The sequence below is a fragment of the Anabaena sp. CA = ATCC 33047 genome (assembly GCF_963870205.1).
Taxonomy (GTDB): domain Bacteria; phylum Cyanobacteriota; class Cyanobacteriia; order Cyanobacteriales; family Nostocaceae; genus Trichormus.
This window is the reverse complement of record NZ_CAWMSA010000003.1, coordinates 122,058-142,447: the sequence shown is the minus strand read 5'-3', so window position 1 is coordinate 142,447 and position 20,390 is coordinate 122,058. Positions and strand designations below refer to the sequence as shown.

General features: G+C 42.9%; 16 protein-coding genes and 1 pseudogene. 6 read left to right on the top strand and 11 right to left on the bottom strand.

What is annotated here, in order from left to right:
• Nucleotides 1-198: 198 nt before the first annotated feature.
• The 6 genes from AACS98_RS01070 to folK all read right to left on the bottom strand — a co-directional run bounded on the left by AACS98_RS01070 (nucleotide 199) and on the right by folK (nucleotide 4,946).
• Complete coding sequence (locus tag AACS98_RS01070; protein WP_369815921.1) at nucleotides 199-1,755, bottom strand: NAD(P)H-hydrate dehydratase; 1,557 nt, start codon at nucleotides 1,753-1,755, stop codon at nucleotides 199-201.
• Between the two features lie 102 nt (nucleotides 1,756-1,857).
• Nucleotides 1,858-2,235: a hypothetical protein gene (locus tag AACS98_RS01065; RefSeq protein ID WP_066375240.1), complete on the bottom strand. Its 378-nt coding sequence runs from the start codon at nucleotides 2,233-2,235 to the stop codon at nucleotides 1,858-1,860.
• Between the two features lie 37 nt (nucleotides 2,236-2,272).
• The gene (locus AACS98_RS01060) at nucleotides 2,273-3,166 is read right to left on the bottom strand and encodes a hypothetical protein (protein WP_066375239.1); all 894 of its coding nucleotides are present in this window, start codon (nucleotides 3,164-3,166) and stop codon (nucleotides 2,273-2,275) included.
• 24 nt (nucleotides 3,167-3,190) lie between these two features.
• Entirely contained in the window at nucleotides 3,191-3,613 is a 423-nt protein-coding gene (locus AACS98_RS01055; protein WP_232317097.1) for a deaminase domain-containing protein, read from the bottom strand.
• Between the two features lie 199 nt (nucleotides 3,614-3,812).
• Entirely contained in the window at nucleotides 3,813-4,361 is a 549-nt protein-coding gene (locus tag AACS98_RS01050) for an NUDIX hydrolase (RefSeq protein ID WP_066375459.1), read from the bottom strand.
• An 87-nt stretch (nucleotides 4,362-4,448) separates the two neighbouring features.
• A complete protein-coding gene (gene folK, locus AACS98_RS01045; protein WP_156481659.1) occupies nucleotides 4,449-4,946 on the bottom strand; it encodes a 2-amino-4-hydroxy-6-hydroxymethyldihydropteridine diphosphokinase in 498 nt (165 codons plus the stop codon).
• Nucleotides 4,947-5,283: 337 nt separating this feature from the next.
• Here folK and AACS98_RS01040 point away from each other — a divergent pair, with 337 nt between their 5' ends.
• Nucleotides 5,284-7,596 (top strand): transglycosylase domain-containing protein, encoded by a 2,313-nt coding sequence (locus AACS98_RS01040; RefSeq protein WP_066375233.1) that lies wholly within the window; start codon nucleotides 5,284-5,286, stop codon nucleotides 7,594-7,596.
• A gap of 103 nt (nucleotides 7,597-7,699) precedes the next feature.
• On the opposite strand, the gene AACS98_RS01035 is transcribed toward AACS98_RS01040, so the two are convergent.
• Both AACS98_RS01035 and AACS98_RS01030 read right to left on the bottom strand, forming a co-directional pair.
• The gene (locus tag AACS98_RS01035; RefSeq protein WP_066375230.1) at nucleotides 7,700-8,536 is read right to left on the bottom strand and encodes a class I SAM-dependent methyltransferase; all 837 of its coding nucleotides are present in this window, start codon (nucleotides 8,534-8,536) and stop codon (nucleotides 7,700-7,702) included.
• A 67-nt stretch (nucleotides 8,537-8,603) separates the two neighbouring features.
• On the bottom strand, nucleotides 8,604-9,809 hold the full coding sequence (locus AACS98_RS01030; RefSeq protein WP_197480182.1) for a histidine kinase: 1,206 nt from the start codon (nucleotides 9,807-9,809) through the stop codon (nucleotides 8,604-8,606).
• 127 nt (nucleotides 9,810-9,936) lie between these two features.
• Between AACS98_RS01030 and AACS98_RS01025 the strand changes: the two genes are divergently transcribed.
• The 4 genes from AACS98_RS01025 (at nucleotide 9,937) to AACS98_RS01010 (ending at nucleotide 15,488) form a co-directional block, all read left to right on the top strand.
• A complete protein-coding gene (locus AACS98_RS01025; RefSeq protein WP_066375226.1) occupies nucleotides 9,937-11,445 on the top strand; it encodes a hypothetical protein in 1,509 nt (502 codons plus the stop codon).
• Nucleotides 11,446-11,671: 226 nt separating this feature from the next.
• Nucleotides 11,672-13,045, top strand: a complete 1,374-nt coding sequence (locus AACS98_RS01020; protein WP_066375223.1) for an S-layer homology domain-containing protein — start codon at nucleotides 11,672-11,674, stop codon at nucleotides 13,043-13,045.
• A gap of 355 nt (nucleotides 13,046-13,400) precedes the next feature.
• Nucleotides 13,401-14,423, top strand: coding sequence for an SGNH/GDSL hydrolase family protein (locus tag AACS98_RS01015; RefSeq protein WP_066375218.1), 1,023 nt, complete (start codon nucleotides 13,401-13,403; stop codon nucleotides 14,421-14,423).
• Nucleotides 14,424-14,444: 21 nt separating this feature from the next.
• A complete protein-coding gene (locus AACS98_RS01010) occupies nucleotides 14,445-15,488 on the top strand; it encodes a M42 family metallopeptidase (protein ID WP_066375217.1) in 1,044 nt (347 codons plus the stop codon).
• Nucleotides 15,489-15,681: 193 nt separating this feature from the next.
• Here AACS98_RS01010 and AACS98_RS01005 read toward each other — a convergent pair whose 3' ends face one another.
• From AACS98_RS01005 to AACS98_RS00995, 3 genes are all read right to left on the bottom strand, one after another.
• Complete coding sequence (locus AACS98_RS01005; RefSeq protein WP_066375215.1) at nucleotides 15,682-16,293, bottom strand: hypothetical protein; 612 nt, start codon at nucleotides 16,291-16,293, stop codon at nucleotides 15,682-15,684.
• A gap of 231 nt (nucleotides 16,294-16,524) precedes the next feature.
• A complete protein-coding gene (locus AACS98_RS01000; RefSeq protein ID WP_066375212.1) occupies nucleotides 16,525-18,237 on the bottom strand; it encodes a diflavin flavoprotein in 1,713 nt (570 codons plus the stop codon).
• Nucleotides 18,238-18,349: 112 nt separating this feature from the next.
• Nucleotides 18,350-20,074, bottom strand: coding sequence for a diflavin flavoprotein (locus AACS98_RS00995; RefSeq protein WP_066375210.1), 1,725 nt, complete (start codon nucleotides 20,072-20,074; stop codon nucleotides 18,350-18,352).
• Nucleotides 20,075-20,183: 109 nt separating this feature from the next.
• Between AACS98_RS00995 and AACS98_RS00990 the strand changes: the two are divergent.
• A pseudogene (locus AACS98_RS00990) lies at nucleotides 20,184-20,390 on the top strand (pantothenate kinase); the annotation flags it as partial.

Sequence of the window (20,390 nt, the reverse complement as noted above, 5' to 3'; positions counted from 1 at the left end):
ACAGTGCAGTTATGCTATGGAAGCTTAACGCGATGTGCCAATTTTCTCAAGTGGAGATGTTGCAATGCAAAATCTGTACAATATACCTTTGTGCCTACTCTCCGAGAAGCCGCTTCTCTTCGAGAGGCTTCGCCAACGCGTCTTTGCGCCTACCCTGCGGGTTCCGCTTTAGCGGTATGCGCGAACTTCTAAATAATATTATTCAGCAACGCGCATAACTGGGATAAGGTAGTTTGTCAATGTCAACGCATCCACACCTAATTCTGTGCGTTCTTGGGCTGCTAATATCCCGGCTTGGGCGTGCCACCATGCCGCCGTCGCTACAATATCTTCTATAGGTAATTCTTTTGTGGCTGCTTGTGCTAATAATCCACCGATTAACCCTGTTAACACATCGCCACTACCACCACGGGCTAAGGCTGGGGTACTTTCGGGATTAATCCAGATTATACCTTGGGGATTGGCAATGGCGGTTCTTGCACCTTTCAACAATACTACTGCCTGACTCTGGGTTGCTGCTTCTCGCACAGCATTAATTCTGTCGCGTTTAGCATCAGGAAGGTGAGGAAACAAGCGTTGAAATTCTCCAGTATGGGGTGTGAGTACAGTTGCCGCTTGACGCTGTTGTAATGTGGGGATGGTGTCTAGTTGTGCGAGAATATTTAAACCATCAGCATCGAGAACTAAGGGACGTTGACTAGCAATAACTGCTTGCACAATGGGAGTAGCATCTGTAGTTAAACCAGGCCCACAAGCGATCGCACTAAAGGAATTTAAATCTGTCTTCTCTGGTAATTGTAACTGAGCGAACGCCCCTGTTTCCGTTTCTGGGCAACCAATAATTAAAGCCTCCGGCAAATGCGACACCAAAAGCGGCTTGAGAGATTCCGGTACAGCCACAGACAGCATCCCCACACCACTCGCCCTAGCACCCAACGCCGTTAAAATTGCCCCTCCTGCATAACGTCGCGAACCACAAATTAACAATAAATGTCCTTCTTTATATTTGTGCGTCACTGGGGGACGGGGTAAGGGTAAAGTAGAAAGTGCGCTTGCTGGTGTAATGCGTTTAATTTTGTGGGTGTCTCCCAACACAGCTTGCACATCAGCCAAGGGGATATCAAAATCAATTAACTCAGCCTTACCTACATACTCCAAAGCCTGATCCTGCAATAAACCCAACTTCCACAAACCCAAGCAAAACGTGTGAGTAGCGCGGATAGCTGTCCCCAAAACCTCACCTGTATCGGTATGCAAACCCGAAGGCACATCAATACTAATAATTGGTTTATCCCAGTCGTTAAAATGATTAATTGCTGAGGCGATGTTATCAGTAATTGCTCTTTCTAACCCAAATCCAAATAATCCATCAACTAAAACATCACAATCAGGTAATTGTGCAATCTCTTGATAACAGGGGATACCTAAACTTTGAGCATACTGCAAATGCTGTGAAGTTAAATCTTTGAGCTGAGAAATAGGTGCGTAAATCCAAACATCGTAACCGTGAAAGTATAACTCACGGGCAACAACCAACGCATCACCCCCATTATGTCCTGGCCCGACGAGAATACCAACACGGGGAGATGGGGAAGCAGGGGAGAGTTTTTCCCAATAATTCTTTAATTTTGAGTTAATTTGTCCTTCATTGGGGTAAATCTCTCGAATGCGCCCAGCAATTAACCCCGCGACTTTCTCCATCAAAGCGGGTACGGGCATTCCGGCGGCAAATATCCGCCCTTCAATGTCTCGCATTTGGGCAGCCGTGACTATAATTTGGGAAATGTGTTCTTTTCTAGTCAGCACTTCACTAATATGCACTAAGTTTCATTAATAATGAACTTATCAGCTTTGACTCTAATATGACTCAAATCTCCTACTATCGTAATAGAAGGTTAAGAAAGTACCATCATCAACTATGATTCCCAGAATGATATCTAAAGTTTCTAAGAAATAAGGGCTACCAGATTCATCTTCTGTACTAATAACAGGGTCATCTAGTATAGCAATCACAACAGCAGGTTGATTTTTGTGGGGCAGTCTTCTGTTCTTCAGATTTTCTTTCCACTTGACAATTTGCCCAACTGTAAACGCCTCTTTTTTCAGAAAATTTTCGCAAGCAGATTTAAGCTGATTAACATATTCCTCACTATATTGCTTTGCCTCTTCCTCATCTGGATCTTTCTCACTAAGATTGTTTAAAAGTTTAGCTAACACATCTTGTGGGTCACTCATTATATCCTCTCAGTTTAAACACATCAAACTATCTTAATTAATATATATTTACAAATTTATTGAAAATCACTTGATTTTTTCCAATATTTACCTTTGTTTTCTTATTGTTTAAGGTGAAATCAAATTTAATTTTAAAACTAGATGAATTATTTTTATTTTTATCTTCATAACTTCCCACAATCATAGACCAGATGGCAAAACTTATTTTATTTAATTTATCTATTTGGCAAAATGTAATATATTTCTCATGTGCCAAGTTACTGACCGAGTAGATAGAGCTAGGAGGAAATAAATACCAACTTGCTGGTACAACATCTAATATCCACCAATCAAATAATTCACGTCTTCCATCAGAGCCAGGGAAGATAGCGTAGCCCTCTAGACAGTCATCTAAAATATCTAGTAATGCCTCTAATGATTGATGTGAATCAAGTGCTTTAATTGCACTACTATAAACATCGAAAGCTTCAGACAATATTTGAAAGCTGGCATTTTTTTTACTTGTAGTAAAACTTTGCAAGTGATTCACTATAGCATTTGCCTCTGGCTCTGTTGCAGGTTGAGAAAATGGCACTTTATTATCAAGGAGTTCTGCGACAGTTTCTATTAACCAAACAGCTACTCGGTTAATAGTTGTTTCTGGAATAGAGTTATCGGGCTGATAATATTTAACTGTAGGTTCTACAACAACAGCGAGTATCAACACCATCCAAACATAACGAAGGTGAGTTAATCTTGGATTATTACTCTGAAATGAATTTAAAACATCTTCTAAAGCATCTTGAAGCGAAGAGGTTGCTTTTGCTTCTGGTTCATAGAGTTCTTCATAATGTTGTTGCCATACCCTGATTAATGTTCCTGTCAGGGAGTTGGGTAAATTCCCAAGTAAGAATGATTTTCTATTTCTAGAACTACTCCATGTTGAAGTCATAACTATTCCTCGCTTCTCTAGTAATCATGGTGGATATGGGTAGTTCCAAAAAACCTCTATCTCTATGTGTGGGAACTTCTCCTCAAACTGTTTTAAAACACTATTACAACTCTCACAGGGCTGAAACTCAGTATAAAGATAAAGTTTGCCCTTTACTTGAAGATCGTAAAACATTTCAAGAATATGAGCAATTTCAGATAAGACTTTATACTCAGCATCAGTATCCATCAACCGACCTGTACGAGAGTCAATAGACGGCTCAAATTGCCCTCCTGCCGATTTAGGAGTGGGTAGTTGGGGTATTGGACTCTTGCAACCCCCTCTAGAAGTCGCTCCAGCACAAAAAGCGACATCCCCATAAAGGTATACCTCAGCAATTGCAACATTGCTTTTACCAACGGGTTTTTTAAGATACCACTCCCGAATCAAAGCCGCACTAGCTTGCAAATCCTCCTTGTTCAGATTGGGACTCCTTGGAGTAAATTAGCCCAGTTAGTAAGCTGTTTCCAATCTAATTTGCACATTTAGAAAGCAAAAAAGCAGGGGAGGGTAATTGACGTTTTTTTACTCAATCTAAAATATGCAAGTTAAATGTGGAACAGCTGATGACGTATATGAAGTTCTCTAGAACTACTCCCCCTCATCCCTAAACTAAAAACGGCCGTGCTAACAAAAAGCTAGAAATTGTCTTAGCATCTACTGGTTCGCCTTGCAGAATCGCTTTTTCTAACTCTTCTGGAGTGAAAAATACAATCTCAATATCTTCATCTGAATCTTGTGCTGGTGGGGTTGCCAACTTTTCTAAATCCCTTGCCAGAAAAGCGTAGATAATTTCATCAGAATAGCCAGGTGCTAGAAAAAATTCGCCTAGTTTATCCCACTTTTGCGCGCTATAACCAGTCTCTTCTTGAATTTCGCGCTGTACTGTCTCTAGAGGATCTTCATTAATTTCTACAGTTCCGGCAGGAAACTCTAATATTCTGCCTTGAATTGCAAACCGATATTGGCGTACAAGTATAAGTTTACCTTCCGCAGTCACAGGCACAGCTAAAGCACCACCAGGGTGACGAATACATTCCCATTCCCCTTCGGCTTTGTTGGGTAAACGCAAACGATTCACTTCAAAGTCAAACTTGCGTCCTTTATAAAATAAGCGTTGCTTTAATAGCTGTGGTAATTCTCTACCTATTGGCATAGTGAAATAGTGTTGTTGTTGAGAGGACCAAAAAACACTGGGGGGTGGTAATCGCACCAGGGTTTTATGCGTTGATGGGTGGTAATTTTAACTGTCCTTTAACAAAAGTACATCAGAACAGTCTACTTTTTTTACCAACTCTTTTATCGCTAATCCGGAAACTGGATCTATCCAATCGGGGGCAATTTCCGCTAGCGGTACTAACACAAAGGCTCGCTGTTGCATTCGCGGATGGGGAATTTGCAGAGTTGGCGTATCGATCATTAAATCATCATACAGCAATATGTCCAAATCCAGCGATCGCGCTCCCCAGTGTTCTTGCCGTACCCGCCCAAATTTTTGTTCTATCGCTAGCAATGTCTCTAATAATTCCTGGGGACTCATTTCTACTTGCACAATCGCACAACCATTAATGTAATCGGGTTGTGGCGGCCCTACGGCTTTGGTTCTATACCAACTTGATGTTGTCTCTAGTTTAATGCCGTCAATTGTAGCTAATTCCTGAATTGCTGCGGCTAATATTGCCAAAGAATCGCCCAAATTACTGCCAAGGGCTATGGCACTACGTCTGACTTTGACTACCACCCCATTATCCCATAAATCATTATTGAGACTGATTGATAAATTCTGCCAAAATTTTTTTTACTACTTTGGATAGTGTTTTTGATGTTTAACAATTAATTAAAACAAATGTAATCCTCTATGCAAAAAAAAATAATTAAATATAAAAAAATTCTTATGTAATAACGAATTTAGTGATTTCATTATGAGATATTATACTAACACGAACGTAGTGAGGCAAGTCAAAAACTACTATTTAGTAGTTAGCGGGTGACTACATTCAGCTACGAACTAATAAGAAGAAACTTACCTCTAAGTTCCAGCAAGCAATTTCAATGACTCAGACAAGGAGGAACGGCACTTGTCGTCTGGTAATCATTTAGAAAACGAAGAATCCACAACCGAGCATTTACCACCCAACAGACTGGTGAAAGCAAGGCAGGTACTGCACCAGATGAGCAGTGTCACCTCTGGGATGATGAGCAGGATCAGTAGCCGAGAACGTCCAATCTATCGGCGTTGGTGGTTATGGACAGGTTTGAGTGTAGGGGGTGGGATCATTGCTTTTAACTATTGGATATCGACAATAGATCAGACACTACCCGATAAATCGGAACTGCAAACGGTGATCCGCGAGCAAACATTAACAATCAAAGCTGTGGATGGCAGTATATTACAACAGCAAGGGGAAGCAACTAGAGAAGCACTGAATTTAGAACAGATACCAGACAACCTGAAAAACGCCTTTATTGCGATTGAGGATAGAAGATTTGAGCAACATAGTGGCGTTGATCCTCAAGGAATTATTCGAGCAGCTATTAATAATTTGCGATCGCAAAATATCGTAGAAGGTGGTAGTACCATCACCCAACAGTTAGCTAGGATTCTGTTTCTCAACCAAGAACGCACAGTCTGGCGCAAAGTCAAAGAAATCCGCCTCGCCCAAAAACTAGAAACTGAGTTAACAAAAGACCAAATTTTAGAGCGTTATTTAAATTTAGTGTATTTGGGAGCAGGGGCTTATGGTGTAGCCGATGCGGCCTGGGTGTACTTCAGTAAACCAGTAGATCAACTCACTTTGGCAGAAACAGCCACCATTGCAGGGCTTGCCCCAGCACCCAGCACCTATTCCCCAGCCACTAATCCCGCACTTGCCAAACAAAGACGCAATTTAGTCTTACAAAGGATGCAAGAAGACGGATTTATCACAGCTGCCGAAAGACAAGCCGCATCACAAGCAGCAATCCAACTCAAACCCAGTTTACCTAAGCGGCTACAAGTAGCAGCCCCTTACTTTAGTAGCTACATTCTGCAAGAATTACCAAAGTACGTTCCGGCGGATGTTCTCGCCAAGGGAGGGTTAACCGTAGAAACCAGCTTAAACCCAAATTGGCAAAAAGCAGCTGAAGCCGCAGTAGCGAAAACCCTGAAAAATCAAGGACGCTGGCAAAAGTTTACACAAGCAGCATTGGTAGCCATTGATCCCCGCAACGGTGAAATTCAGGCGATGGTGGGGGGGAAAAACTTTGGCAAAAATCAATTTAATCGCGTCACCCAAGCCCAACGTCAACCAGGCTCAACATTTAAAACCTTTGTTTATGCAGCCGCGATCGCCACAGGTAAAAATCCCAACGACAGCTATTTAGATGCGCCTTTTGTTGTTGATGACTACGAACCCAAAAACTACGGTAGAACCTTCCGGGGTAGGATGAGTATGCGTGATGCCCTGACGCGTTCTGTGAATGTGGTAGCGGTGAAAGTATTACTAGATGTCGGATTTGATCCTATTATTAACGTAGCCCATAACATGGGCATTAAATCTAATCTGCTACCTACCTACTCACTAGCTCTCGGTTCCAATGAAGTCACGTTACTAGAACTAACTAGCGCGTATGGTAGCTTTGCCACGCAAGGATTATACACTCAGCCTCATGGTATCCGTCGCATCCTCAACCGCAAAGGCGAAGTCATCTGGTCAGTCGATTTTCAACCCAAGCGAGTCATTGACCCGACTACAGCCGCCATCATGACTTGGATGCTACGCAACGTTGTAGAAGCTGGTACAGGTGCAGCCGCCCAATTAGGTAATCGACCAGTAGCCGGAAAAACAGGTACTTCCGATGAAGCCCGTGATTTGTGGTTTATTGGCTACATTCCCCAAGTAGTAGCGGGGGTGTGGTTAGGTAATGATAACAACCGCCCCACCTCTGGTAGTAGTGGTAGTGCGGCTTACACTTGGCATGAATTTATGGAAGTTGCAGTTGAGGGGATGCCAATAGATAAGTTTCCCCCCAAACCTCAACTAGAAGGTCGCAAAGGCAGCATCAAAGCTAAACCGATTAAGCCTAAAAAAATCATCAATGGTTCTCTTAACGCTGATGAAAAATCAGACCAACAGGAAACCAGACCATCCAGAAGACGCAGCAGCCGTTACCAACAAACAGATAATAACTCCAATTCCAACTCATCCAGAAGACGGCGGCGTTATCGCCGTAGCGAAGCATCCAGTTCTAGTGCGGTTGCTGCTCCTCCCAGAAGAAGGCGCACCGGAACAGTAGAATCAGGTTCTTCTACACCTTCTAGTTCTAGACAGTCTTCATCTCCAACCAGTTCCCCATCCCCTAAACCCTCTTGGCGTGAACGACTCAGACCGAGGTCATCTAATTCGGATTGAGTCATTAGTCATTAGTCATTAGTCATTAGTCATTAGTCATTGGTCATTAGTTTCTCTCCTCCGCTTCCTCCGCTTCCTCCGCTTCCTCCACTCCCCTGTTCCCCTATATCTTTTGGGCTATGTGAACGGCTGAGAGAAATGAGACGGGTATACTGGTGATGGAGTGTCTTTCTAATGCTTCCCTTAAAGCTGACAATAAAGCATTTCTCTGCTGGGTGTCTAAAGCTATATATGGTGCTAAGGTGCTTAAAAGCAAGAAATAATCATCTATGCTATAAGTCAGTTCACAAGGTAATTCTTCAGATACTAGACACTTAAACAAACCAGAGTTAGTCACAGCCTGTGCAAATCTTCTGAGATAGTTTTGTTGAGTTTCCCTTTCTTCATACCTTCCCAAACTGGAAACTTGAGTTTGATAAACCTCATGTAAAACTTGATAAATTTCATACTGTGGTTGGGGTGTCATATTCCACAGCAAAATCAAAAATCCATCTTCTTTTAAAGCATCGGCTGCTTTTGCATACCCCATTTCTGGGGAAACCCAATGAAAAGAAGTTGCAGCTAACACAGCATTGAACTTTCCAGGCTCTAGCTGCCATTCTTCAAATGAGGTATTGGTAATTTCTACGGAGGGATATTGTCTACAGTTTTGTCGAGCTAGTTGACAAAGTTTTTGGCTTGGTTCTAGACACAGCATTGCGAAGCCCAATTGAGCAAAAGCCGTCGTCGCAGTTCCAGGGCCGCATCCAATTTCTAAAATAATTGCATCTTGTGGAAGTTGGGCTAACTCTACAGCACGGTGAATCAGTGCTTGAGGATAGCGTGGTCTGGTTTTATGATAAGCATCAGCTACTTCGCTATACCAATTTTTTCTCTGCTGCGAAGTGTAGATATTTGATAATTGCTGATACCAATTTTTTCTTTGTTCAAAATCTTTCATAGCAAGCTTGAGAGCAATTTCCACAATGTTGGGAATACATCAATGGAAAATTCCACATCCCAGAGGATTACAAAGGGTAAACCGGCAAAGTAAAGTGAAACCATGCACCACCGTTTGGGCTAGAGTCTACCCAGATTTGACCGTAATGCGCCCGGATGATACGTTGGCATAAACAAAGACCAATACCGTAACCTTCTGTACTTTCGTCCCGTTCTAGGCGATAGTGGTTTTCAAAAATGCGATCGCGATTTTCTGGGGGAATACCAGGGCCAGTATCGCCAATACTAAACTGCACTTTTTGCGTAGTCCGATGCAATCCAGCAACAGTGATTTTACCAAAATCTGGTGTATATTTTATGGCATTATCTAACAAATTAATTAAGACTTGGTGGATGCGTTCCGGGTCAGCATATACACAAGGTAAATCTTTAGGTATATCGGTTTCTATGATTTGGGATTTGGCTGTGTAGCGATCGCGCAATTCTGCTAGGACATCTAAACACAGTTCACCGAGTTGTGTCTTCTGGGGTGTGATGGGAAACTCTGTATCATTTCCTCGCCCGACTTGTAACAGTTCCGCGATCATCCTGTCGATGGTTTTGGTTTGATTGCGGGCTTGCTTTAACAAATGAGCGATTAATGCGGGTTTGAGACGCTGAAATTCGCCTGTTTCGGAATTATAGTTAGATTGTAGAGTTTCTATAGCGATCGCCGCAGCCGTTAACGGATTGCGGAGGTCGTGCGCTAGCATCCCAATGATTCTATCTTTAAATTGTAGCTGTTCTAACAGTTTCTCCTTTTCTTGTTTGAGATGAAATATCTCATCAGAAAGTTTGATGAGTTCTGCCGAAACCGCCACAGAATAAATTGGCGACTGTGGTTGTGATATACGACCGTTGTCATCTATACGTTCTTGTAAGTCTTCCTGCAATTGGTGATAAGTTTCTACAGCTGCCACCCAGCGCGGCCACCAAGTTTTCAATTGGACAATGATGTTGCTGCCAGCTAGAATTTGCCTCGGTTCTGGGTGAATTTTAACTAAAGCCGGTGTCGCCACTAATTTAAAGTGTTCTGCCAAATAGGGTTGTTGCCTAACGTCTATAATTTGCAGTTCAAATTTATACTCAGCCTTTAATTCTTTTAAGTAAGCACGGATACGCTGCACCTGTTGCTTGGACTTTGGTCGTCCATCAATAAACAGAAGCAGCTGGAGCGGAGCCTCAGAATAAATAGGCTGATCCTGGGAAACTTGCATGTAATCTTGTTTCAACACTGGTAACAACCTGGCGGCACTTTGCAGAAATTTAGAATAGACTGACACTTGTCAATGGTCGTTCTTGTTTCTCAATTTAATATCTATTTTAGATTTTGCATACTCCTATCTGACCAGGGTTTTGACGATGAGATACATATTTTTGAGCGTTTTGCTTCCATTTTGTTTAACTGGTGTTTCGAGAAGCGTTCTGGCTGGGCCATATCCGTCTTCACCTTCTGATAATCATACTCTGGCTTCCGAGCCAATTAATGAAAATTTTTATACTCAAGCCCAGAGATTGATGCAGCAACAGCTAGATTTTATTGCTCGTGTTGAGCAAGCGTTAGTTTCTCCTGATGCGAATCGGATGCGGGTGGTGCGGGGACAATTAATTTTCCACACGAAAAACACAGAACGTTTTCTCAAGCGTCAATCCCAAAATCCCCAAAGTTTATGTAGTCACAGAGATACTTCCCCTATACCTAGCCAGTTAACTCAACCACAAGTAGAAATTTATTGCGCCTTGTATGCTTCTAGCCAGGAATTATTAAAACTTACGCCAGTGCTAGATCAGTTGTTGTCTCGACGGGGTGAATTAGCTTTAGTCAGAGAGTTACCTTTAGTTAGTGGTGAACGACTATCAGATCCCGTGCTGGCAATTGCACCTGTGCAGCGTCCCAATTTGGGAAAACCGGCGACACCCTTCGCCACCAGAGAGCCAAATCTAGCACCAATCAATCAAGCTGCATCCACATCTAGTCCTTTACCGATTGTCGGTAGAGTGGGCAAGACAGCTATAGCTAATTATCGTCCACCTGTACAACCTGCGATCGCACCACCAGCAAATGCACTGACTGTTTTAGCTAATGCCAAGGGATTTTTAACAGCAGCCCAAGTGTCACTTCCTGCGGGTACTCAATTAACAGACTCCCAGGAAACTGCTGCTGCCCTTGATCGTTTTGCTTACGGATTAGATCCCCAAGAACCACAAACTTACGCCCAGTTTTTGCAACTACCACGCACGGGAATTTTTCGTGTGTTAGCTGCTGCTGCTTACCAACGTCCACTGAATACTTTGTGGAATCGGCTGCAACCTAGCGTCAGTCAGCGTTATCCTTTCCCTATTTTGAGTGATGCTCAAACAGGTTTTAAACCTAGTTTAGCACTGGAGTTAATCGGCGATCGCTTCCAAATGCAGCACCCTGGAGTAGATTACAGTTTCATGGTAGATGTGGGAGATATCCCCTTGGAGAAATTAGATCACAAACTGAGTGCTATAGTCTCACCCACAAGGGAATTTCTGCTCAATTACCAGCCTCCCCAACAATTAGAAGCTTTGCAAGTAGAAAGACGGAGATTTTTAACTGGCAAACATCAACACTTCCATCAAAATCGAGTCATGTTAGCTAGTGCGCCCGCCAAATTAAATCATACTTATTTAGTGCGATCGCTGCAATTCCAACTCCCAGAGATGATTTTAAATAGTCAGCTAATTCCTACGGCAAAACAACGCTACATAAAGCAATTAAAACAAATACAAAGCAGTGATCTCATAGTCGCCTTCCGACCCGTGCGACAACGTGCCGACGGCAGCTATACTATACTGTGGCGAGTCATACACGAGCTACCAGCCCCGCAAATTGTCCAGCTATGAGGGACTGGGGACTGGGGACTGGGTATTGGGGACTGGGGAAGATGAGGTAGACAAGGGAAGGGAGAAATTCTTTAACAGTCAACAGTCAACAATCAACAATTTTGAATTTTGAATTTTGAATTTTGAATTGATTAGTCTCCCTCATCCCCTAAAAATCTACAACCGCTCACGATAAACCACCCCAGTCTGCGCTAGGGTAGGAATTGACACGCGTTTGTGATTTCCTGTGCTTTTGTGTAAACGTCCAGTCACATTTTTCAGTTTGGCTGTTTTACTAACTTTGCTATCAGCCTGTGGCAATACTCCTACTGCCAAAAACTGGGAACAGTCTTTGGCAGCAGATCCCAGGCTACAAAGTAACCCAGTTATTTTTGGGCAAAATCCAGCCAGTGAACCGCTATCGGGGCAGAATCAAACCTCAGTGCAATTACCTGCGGATTTTCCCCAAGAAATTCCTATATATACGAATGCTAAACTAGAAGAAATTACTCCAGCTAGTGGTGCAGATAACAGGGTATCAGCGCGCTGGCTGAGTTCTGAACCCAGCAATTTTATCACGAGCTTTTACCGTAGTCAGTTTCAGAAAGACAACTGGCAGATTTTACAACAACCCACAGATGATGTAGAAGGTAGTTTTGCAGCTCGTCGCAACGATTTGCTGGTGAATGTCTCTATTCAACCTCAATCAGTGACTAATCCCGCACCGAACCAACCACAAGCGGCGACATTAATCAAGATTGAGTATGTCAGGAATAGTACAGCAACTACGCCAGGCACGTCAACAGTAACCGCTAATAATCCTACCCAAGCAGGTGATCCAAAATTTATCGGCCCTGTACCTCCCGCTAGCTGGGGTAGTATAGCGGAGAACCAAACACCAGCCTCAACATTATCATCTCAAGTTTTTAGTGATTTGAGCAAAGCACCCGAACAACTGCGCCAATATATCGAAGATTTAGGGGCGTTAGGTGTGTTCACATCCGCCGCTTCAGCCACTAAAACTAATTCCTATACAACGACTAACCAATTTGAACCGAGCAAAATTACTACCCGTCGAGAATATGCCCGTTGGCTAGTGACGGCGAATAATGCTATGTATGCCAACAATCCAGCTAAACAAATTCGCCTGGCATCAGAAACTACCCAACCTTCTTTTAGTGATGTGTCGTCTCAAGATCCTGATTTTCCAGTGATTCAGGGGTTAGCTGAAGCTGGGTTAATTCCTAGTGCCTTATCTGGAGATTCTACAGCAGTTTTGTTCCGTCCTGATGCACCTTTAACACGGGAACAACTGCTACTGTGGAAAGTACCTCTAGATACGCGTCAAGCTTTACCTGCGGCTAATCTCGCAGCTGTTAAGGAAACTTGGGGTTTCCAAGATACGGGTAAAATTGACCCTAAAGCGTTGAGAGCAATTTTAGCTGATTTCCAAAATGGTGAACAAGCAAATATTCGCCGTGTGTTTGGTTATACAACTTTGTTGCAACCGAAAAAACCAGTAACTCGTGCAGAAGCGGCGGCGGCGTTGTGGTATTTCGGTACTCAGGGCGAGGGTATATCGGCTAATGAAGCGCAGCAATTACAGCGATCGCCAACCTAACATATATAATTATTTGACCAAAGGAATGGGATACAAGCCCCGCCCTTGCAGTTAGTAGTTAGTAGGGTGCGTCAGTATGAATATTTTCTTGGTATAGCTAGGTTTCTCGTACTGACGCACCCGACATTTTGGATATTTTTTTATCTCATTGAGGGTGGGCTTTACCTCACCTCGATATATTGCCCTTAAATCCTAAAAATCCCTGAAAATCAATCTTGTCTGTGATTTTTCCTGATATGTTATTGATAGCTACGTAAACTTACTTACATAAAATCACTAAGCTCTGCACTAGGTAGGGTGGATTTTTCAGTAAATTTATCAAGCTGGCTGGACTTTAACATTTCAGTATGAAGATATGAAGACAAAAATTATAGCGGCGGGATTTGTCATCTTTTCTGTGATGTTGCCGCTTGAAGCTAAGGCTCAGAGTTTTAGCGGCATGTATGTATTTGGCGATAGTTTAGCTGATACTGGTAATATCTTTAACCTAACCAATGGGGCTGTAAATCCAGTAACGGCTATTCCACCAAGTCCACCATATTATTCAGGACGCTTTTCTAATGGCCCGATCTGGGTGGATTATGTAGGACAACAGTTAGGATTACAACCTACTTTAGTAACTCATATATTGCCTAATCAGCCACTTCCTACTCAGGGTATTAACTTTGCTATGGGTGGGGCTAATTCAGGATTCGGTAATGCAGTTGTTCCTAACGCCCCCTTACCAGGAGTATTACAGCAAGTTCAGGGTTTTGTAGCAGGAAATAATGGACAGCCCGTAGACCCTAACGCGCTTTATGCTGTAGTGGGAGGTGCAAATGATTACCTTTTCCCGTCATCACTTAGTCATCCTCATCAGCCTAAGCCTTACACCCATATATCCCAAGCTGTACATACCCTAGCAGCCGCAGGTGCTAAAAACATTGTAGTATTTAACCTGCCAGATTTGGGTAAACTACCAGGGGCTAGTCTACCAGGGCGGAATCCTGCTGATTTGACCGCAGCGACTTTAGAGTTTAACTCAAATTTAACTAAGGATTTGGCAACTATTCGTCAAAACCCAAATATTAATCTCAGGGAAGTTAATGTTTATTCTCTAGTCAATCGTTGGCGTGCATCTCCTGAGAAATTCGGTTTTTCTAATGTTACCGATGCTTGCTTTTCAGTAGCGAATGCTACAAGTTGTAGTAATCCAAATGAGTATTTATTTTGGGATCCTCTCCATCCTTCAAGTCAAGCTCATAAAATGATAGCAGAGGCGGTAGCCGTACCTGAACCTTCAGAAACGATGATGACTTTAGCACTTGCTGCTGTGGGTACACTAGGTTTCCTCAAGCGTCAACGTCAAAAGTCAAAGTTGACTGGGGTGGGTAAGTAATTTTTTGAGCTAGCTAAATTCATGTGGACTAACGATCGCTTATTTGAAACTATAGCCGAATTGGTGATGCAGCACTCTCCTAGCGGTGCCGAAACGGAAATTAATCAATTTCTGATGCAGCAATTTGCTGCGCTAGGTGTACCAACTTGGTGCGATCGCGCGGATAATATCATCGCCAAAATTCCTGGTAAAATTTCCGATAGAGCGATCGCCATTACTGCCCACAAAGATGAAATAGGCGCGATAGTTAAAAATATCGCTGAAGACGGTAAGGTAGAAGTTCGCAAACTGGGCGGTGCTTACCCTTGGGTTTACGGTGAAGGTGTTGTAGACTTATTGGGAGATAATGAAACTATTAGGGGCATTCTCAGTTTTGGTTCGCGTCACGTTTCCCATGAATCACCGCAAAAAGTCCAGCAAGAAGATACAGCCGTCAAATGGGAAAACGCTTGGATTGAAACTAAACTCACAACTGCGGAATTAGAAGCGGCTGGTATTCGTCCCGGTACGAGAATGGTAATTGGGAAGCATCGCAAGCATCCTATTAGGTTAAAGGATCATATTGCTAGCTATACGTTAGATAATAAAGCATCTGTGGCAATTTTGCTAGCTTTGGCGCAACATTTACAACAGCCAGCAGTCGATGTTTATTTAGTCGCTTCCGCTAAGGAAGAAGTAGGAGCAATTGGAGCGTTATTTTTTACCCAAAATCAAAGTTTAGACGCTTTAATTGCTTTAGAAATTTGTCCTTTATCAACAGAATATCCGGTGAAAGATGGGGAAAATCCGGTGCTTTTATCGCAGGATGCCTATGGGATATATGATGAGGGGTTAAATGGACAGTTACGCCAATGTGCTAAAAAGTTAGATATGCCGATACAATTAGCGACATTGAGTCAGTTTGGTAGTGATGCTTCGATTGCTATGAAGTTTGGTCATGTTGGGCGTGCTGCTTGTTTGGCTTTTCCTACTCAAAATACCCACGGTTATGAAATTGCTCATTTGGGTGCAATTAGTAATTGTGTTAGTTTATTGAAAGCTTTTTGTGAAACTGATTTTGAGTAGGTTGTTTTAGTAAGATTTTAGTGTTGCTGACAAGATTGTTTGATGGTTCGCGCCAAGGCGCAAAGGCGCAAAGAAGAGCGCGAAACAGGCGGGTTAAGTAGGGTGTGTTAGCGATAGCGTAACGCACCTAACGCACTCTAAAAAATACCTAATTTTCTGCAAAAATAAAAGCTGATTTCTATATTTAGCTCATTTAAATATTATCATTTTTATCTAATCCCAAGCTGAGAATCCCTAAAATTTTACCTACTTGGTTCAAAAAGTATTCATTCAAATCTACTTCTATTGTTGTTCCTTTTAACTGCATAAATTTCCAATTACTACCAGTAGTTACAGCACCAATTATGTAGTTTACTTGGTTTCTTTTCTGCTGGTTAAAAAGCTGAGAAGCTATCATTTCTGCCATACACTGTCCTAAGCCAGCTTCAATGTTTTCGTTTTTTGCCTCGACTATGGCTATAACTGGTGATGTAATAAATAACTGTTCGGGAGAACTACTAATCAAAAAATCACAAAAACCACTTAAGCCTTTTTCTATATCAACATTAAACTCTTTGCCAGAAAATAAACTGACTTTTTGCGGGTATAATCTTTTTAATTCCAATAATATAGGCGCAATAATCATCTCAGAACGAGATTTTTCTGAATTAATTGCTAAAGCAATTGGTGCATTAAATCGCAGTGTTTCAGTTAAGTAATTACTACATTTTATTTCTGGTACTTCAGCAAATTTACTGGCTTGCTCAATTAGAGTAATATTAAATTTTTCTTTAACTGATTCAATATCAAACTGACTGTAAGACATTGCCTCATCCTGTTACTGGCATCTCAGCATCTAATTTTATTTTAATTAGCGTCATATCTTGCACCATTCTCAATAAGCTTAAGGTGGGCATTGCTAACAACTTAAAACTAAAGCTTTGAGCAGATTCCAAGCAATGCCCACCCTACAAAAATTATCTCTATATTTAATTTATTTTGGTGATGTAGGATGTGGTAGCAGTAAGCTATTCCATACCATAAGCCCCATGCCCAATTAATAATGATTACCTGATTTGCGGTGATGCACGGCTGTTACCCCATCCTGATTTAACACTTTGCCATTATCCACAGTGGCATACACTAACCAATGATCGCCTGATTCCATCCGGTTCTGGACTGAACACTCTAAATAAGCCAGCGCATCTTTCAGTATCGGACTACCGTTTGCTGCTTCTTCTGTGGCGACATCAGCAAATCGGTCTTGTCCTGGGGCAAAGGGTTTGAGGAAGTGTTTCATCAATCCTAAGTGATTGCCTTCTTTCAGGACATTCAGTGTAAACTTATTACCTGTGTGTGTCAGTGGTTCTACTGCCCTATCTTTGGCAATAGCCACAGTTAAACCAGGAGGATTAAAACTGGCTTGCGCTACCCAAGAGGCTAACATGGCACTTGATATATCGCCTTGTTTGGCGGTGACTACGCACAGTGAGCCGACAATTCTCCCCACGGCTTGCTCTACGTTGGTGGCTGGTTGACTGGCTGCACGGACTTTTTTGGCTTTTTTCAGGGCTTGAGCAAAGTCAGTTCCGGCTTCTTCGCATAACTGCAAGGTGGCATCGTTGGGTTTGAATTTGACGCGGATGGTATCAAACCCGAACCGATAACCAGCGTCTTTAAGTTTGCTTTCAATTAAGTCTACTGCTTCCCCACTCCAACCAAAGGAACCAAACACGCCAGCTAGTTTGTTGTTAGTGGCGGTAGATAAGACTATTCCTAATGCGGTTTGTACGGGGGTGGGTGCATGACCGCCGAGGGTAGGTGAACCGATGACGAACCCGGCGGATTTTTCTACAGCTGCCCGCATTTCTTCTGGGTCGGCAAATTCACAGTTAATTGATTCTACCGCTACCCCGGTTTTAGTGATACCACGAGCGATCGCCTGAGCTAATGTTGCTGTATTTCCATAGGCAGAAGCATAAATCAAGGCAACTGTCAAGTCTGCCGAGGCTTGCTGTTGAATCCAGTCTCTATAAGCTTGGGTAAGTTCTATTAAGCCGTAACGGACTATCGGCCCGTGTCCAGTAGCGTACATCCGCACAGGTAAATCAGCGAGTTTATCAAGTGCGGTTTCTACTTGTTTGGCGTGGGGAGCCATGAGACAATCAAAATAATAGCGGCGGTCTTCGTTGATTGTCTCCCAACCTTCATCAAATACTTGATCACCGCAAATATGCGCCCCAAATAATTTGTCTGAATACAAAACTTCGGTTTGGGGGTCATAAGTACAAAGTTCGTCAGCGTAGCGGGGGTTGGGGGTGGGGATGAATTGCAAATGATGACCTTTGCCTAAGTCTAGGGTTTCATCCCCCCGCATGACTAAAATTGGTAAGTCTTGATTTTCTAACGCGCCACGTAAGTTAATCGCGCCTGGGTTAGAACATACAAAGGTAATTTGTGGTGCTAGTTCTAGCAGTGCTTTGATTGTGGCGGCTCGGTTGGGGTTAATGTGTCCGAGAATGACGTAATCTATGGTGGTTAAATCTAGGCGTTGCTTTAATGCGTTTAGGTAAATTTCGGTGAATGTTTCCCCTGGTGGATCGATGAGGGCTATTTTATCGGCTTGTATTAGGTATGAGTTGGCTGTTGTCCCTTTGGCTAGGGCGTATTCTATTTCAAATCTTAGTCTTGTCCAACTGCGCGATCGCACTATTGTGGTGTCTGTGGCTATGGGGAGAATTTGAACGTCGCGGGGTTTGGTTTGTGGCATGGGTTTTGAGGGCAGAGAGGTTGTTATTTTTTTTTAACGCGGAGGTGCGCGGAGGTAAACGCGGAGGGGCGCGGAGGTTTAACTCCTTATTCCCTACTCGCCACTTCGTTTTTTAGTAATGGTTTCCGACTTTGCGGTGGTGAACTGCTGTTAGGGCTTCGGGTTTTGATACTCTGCCTGTGTAGACGTTGCTGTATACTACCCAGTGGTCGCCGCAGTCCATTCTACTTTGGACTTCGCATTCTATGTAGGCTAATGCGTCTGTGAGGATGGGCGCACCGTTTTCTGCGGCTTGGGTTCTGATTCCTTCAAATCTGTCTGCACCAGGGGCGAATCTTTTGAGGAAGTGGCGCATGAGGATTTGATAGTTTCCTTCTTCTAATACGTTGAGGACGAAGCGATCGCCTACTTGCATTAGTGATTCAATTGCTCTATCCTTAGCTACTGCTATCGATAATCCTAATGGTTTGAAGCTGGCTTGACTTACCCAGGATGCAAGCATCGCGCTGGCTACTTCTCCTTTTTTGGCTGTGATAATATATAAGCCGCCGCTTATTCTTCCCAAGGCTTTGTCTAAGTCCGCACTTAGGGATTTCATGACTTTGATGCTGCGATCGCGTGTTACCCACTGTCCTAAGTCTGTTCCGGCTTCTTCACACAGTTTGTAGGTGTTTTCGCTGGGTTTCTCTCTGACTTCAATCACCGGGAAGGCTACGTGTAAGCCTAACGCCCGGAATTGGTTTAGTAGTGGGTAGGTGGGTTCACCGTCACCACCGCCTGTTTCAAATATACCTATGCTTTGTTTTTCGTTGGCTGAACCTAAGACTGTACTCAGGGCTGTTTGGATGTTAGGATTACCGTTAGCTGGAGGCATCCCAATTACTAAGCCGGTGCAGCGTCCGACAAGTTCGCGCAATTCCTGTAAGTCTGCTGCTGAACCTAGGTCTACTATTTCGACGGCTACGCCTGTTTTAGTGATACCGTTAACTATACTTTGGGCTAGGCGATCGCTATACCCATATTCGGAAACGTAAAATACCCCTACTGTTGTTTCTGCTTTGGTTTGGCTTTGACTCCAACTGCGATAACGTCCGGTTAATTCTTCTACGTGATGGGACAGTAATGGCCCGTGTCCAGTCGCTACCATTTTAATAGTTGGCAGTTCTCCCATGCGCTTCAAGGCTGATAATACTGACCGCGCATTTGGAGCCATTAAGCATTCATAGTAATGTTTAAATTCGGCTTCAATGGTTTTTAAGTCTTCGTCATAGGTGCTATCAGAACAGTAGTGCATTCCGAAAGCGTCGCAGGTGTACAGAGTTTCGGTTTTATGGTCGAAGCTAAATATGGTGTCCGGCCAGTGTAAATTGGGGGCAATCACAAATTCGATGGCGTGACCGTTACCTAAGTCTAGGCGATCGCCATTTTTCACTATCTTGTGCTTAAATGGCTGATGTACTAAATTTTCCAGAAATTGAATTGCTACCTTAGAAGCCACAACTGTAATCTCTGGTGCCATTTGTAACAAATCTTTGACTAAGCCACTGTGGTCTGGTTCGGTGTGACTAACAATCAAATAATTGATATCCTGCGGATTAATTAAGCCTGTGAGGGTATCAAAATAAAGTTTACGGAATTTTTCGTGGGAGGTATCTACTAAGGCTATTTGCTCACCGCGTATGAGAAAGGAGTTATAGGTAGTACCGTTTTCTAAACCGAACTCGATATCGAAGCGATCGCGATCCCAATCCAGAGAGCGTATTACTGTAGTATCCTCAGCAATATCTCCTGTCTGTATGGTCAGCCGTTTTTCAGTTTTATCGGTGACTGCTACCATAACTCTCTCCTTAACACAATGAGTATTTATTCCTCTGGTCTTATTGTGACACAGGTGAATTGTAAATTTTTATTAAAACAGCAATAAAAAAGTTAAAAAAACCAAACGTGTGAAACAGTACCCCCACCCAAGACACATAGAGAATATCTGGCTAGCCTTAGAAATTGGCAATTCCCGGTTACATTGGGCTTTGTTCACAGGTGAAACCCTTAACCAAACTTGGGATACAGAGTATTTACCTGAGACTGGGGATTGGGGACAAATCAATTCAAAATTCAAAATACCCTACGGGAAGGCAAGCCTACAAAATTCAAAA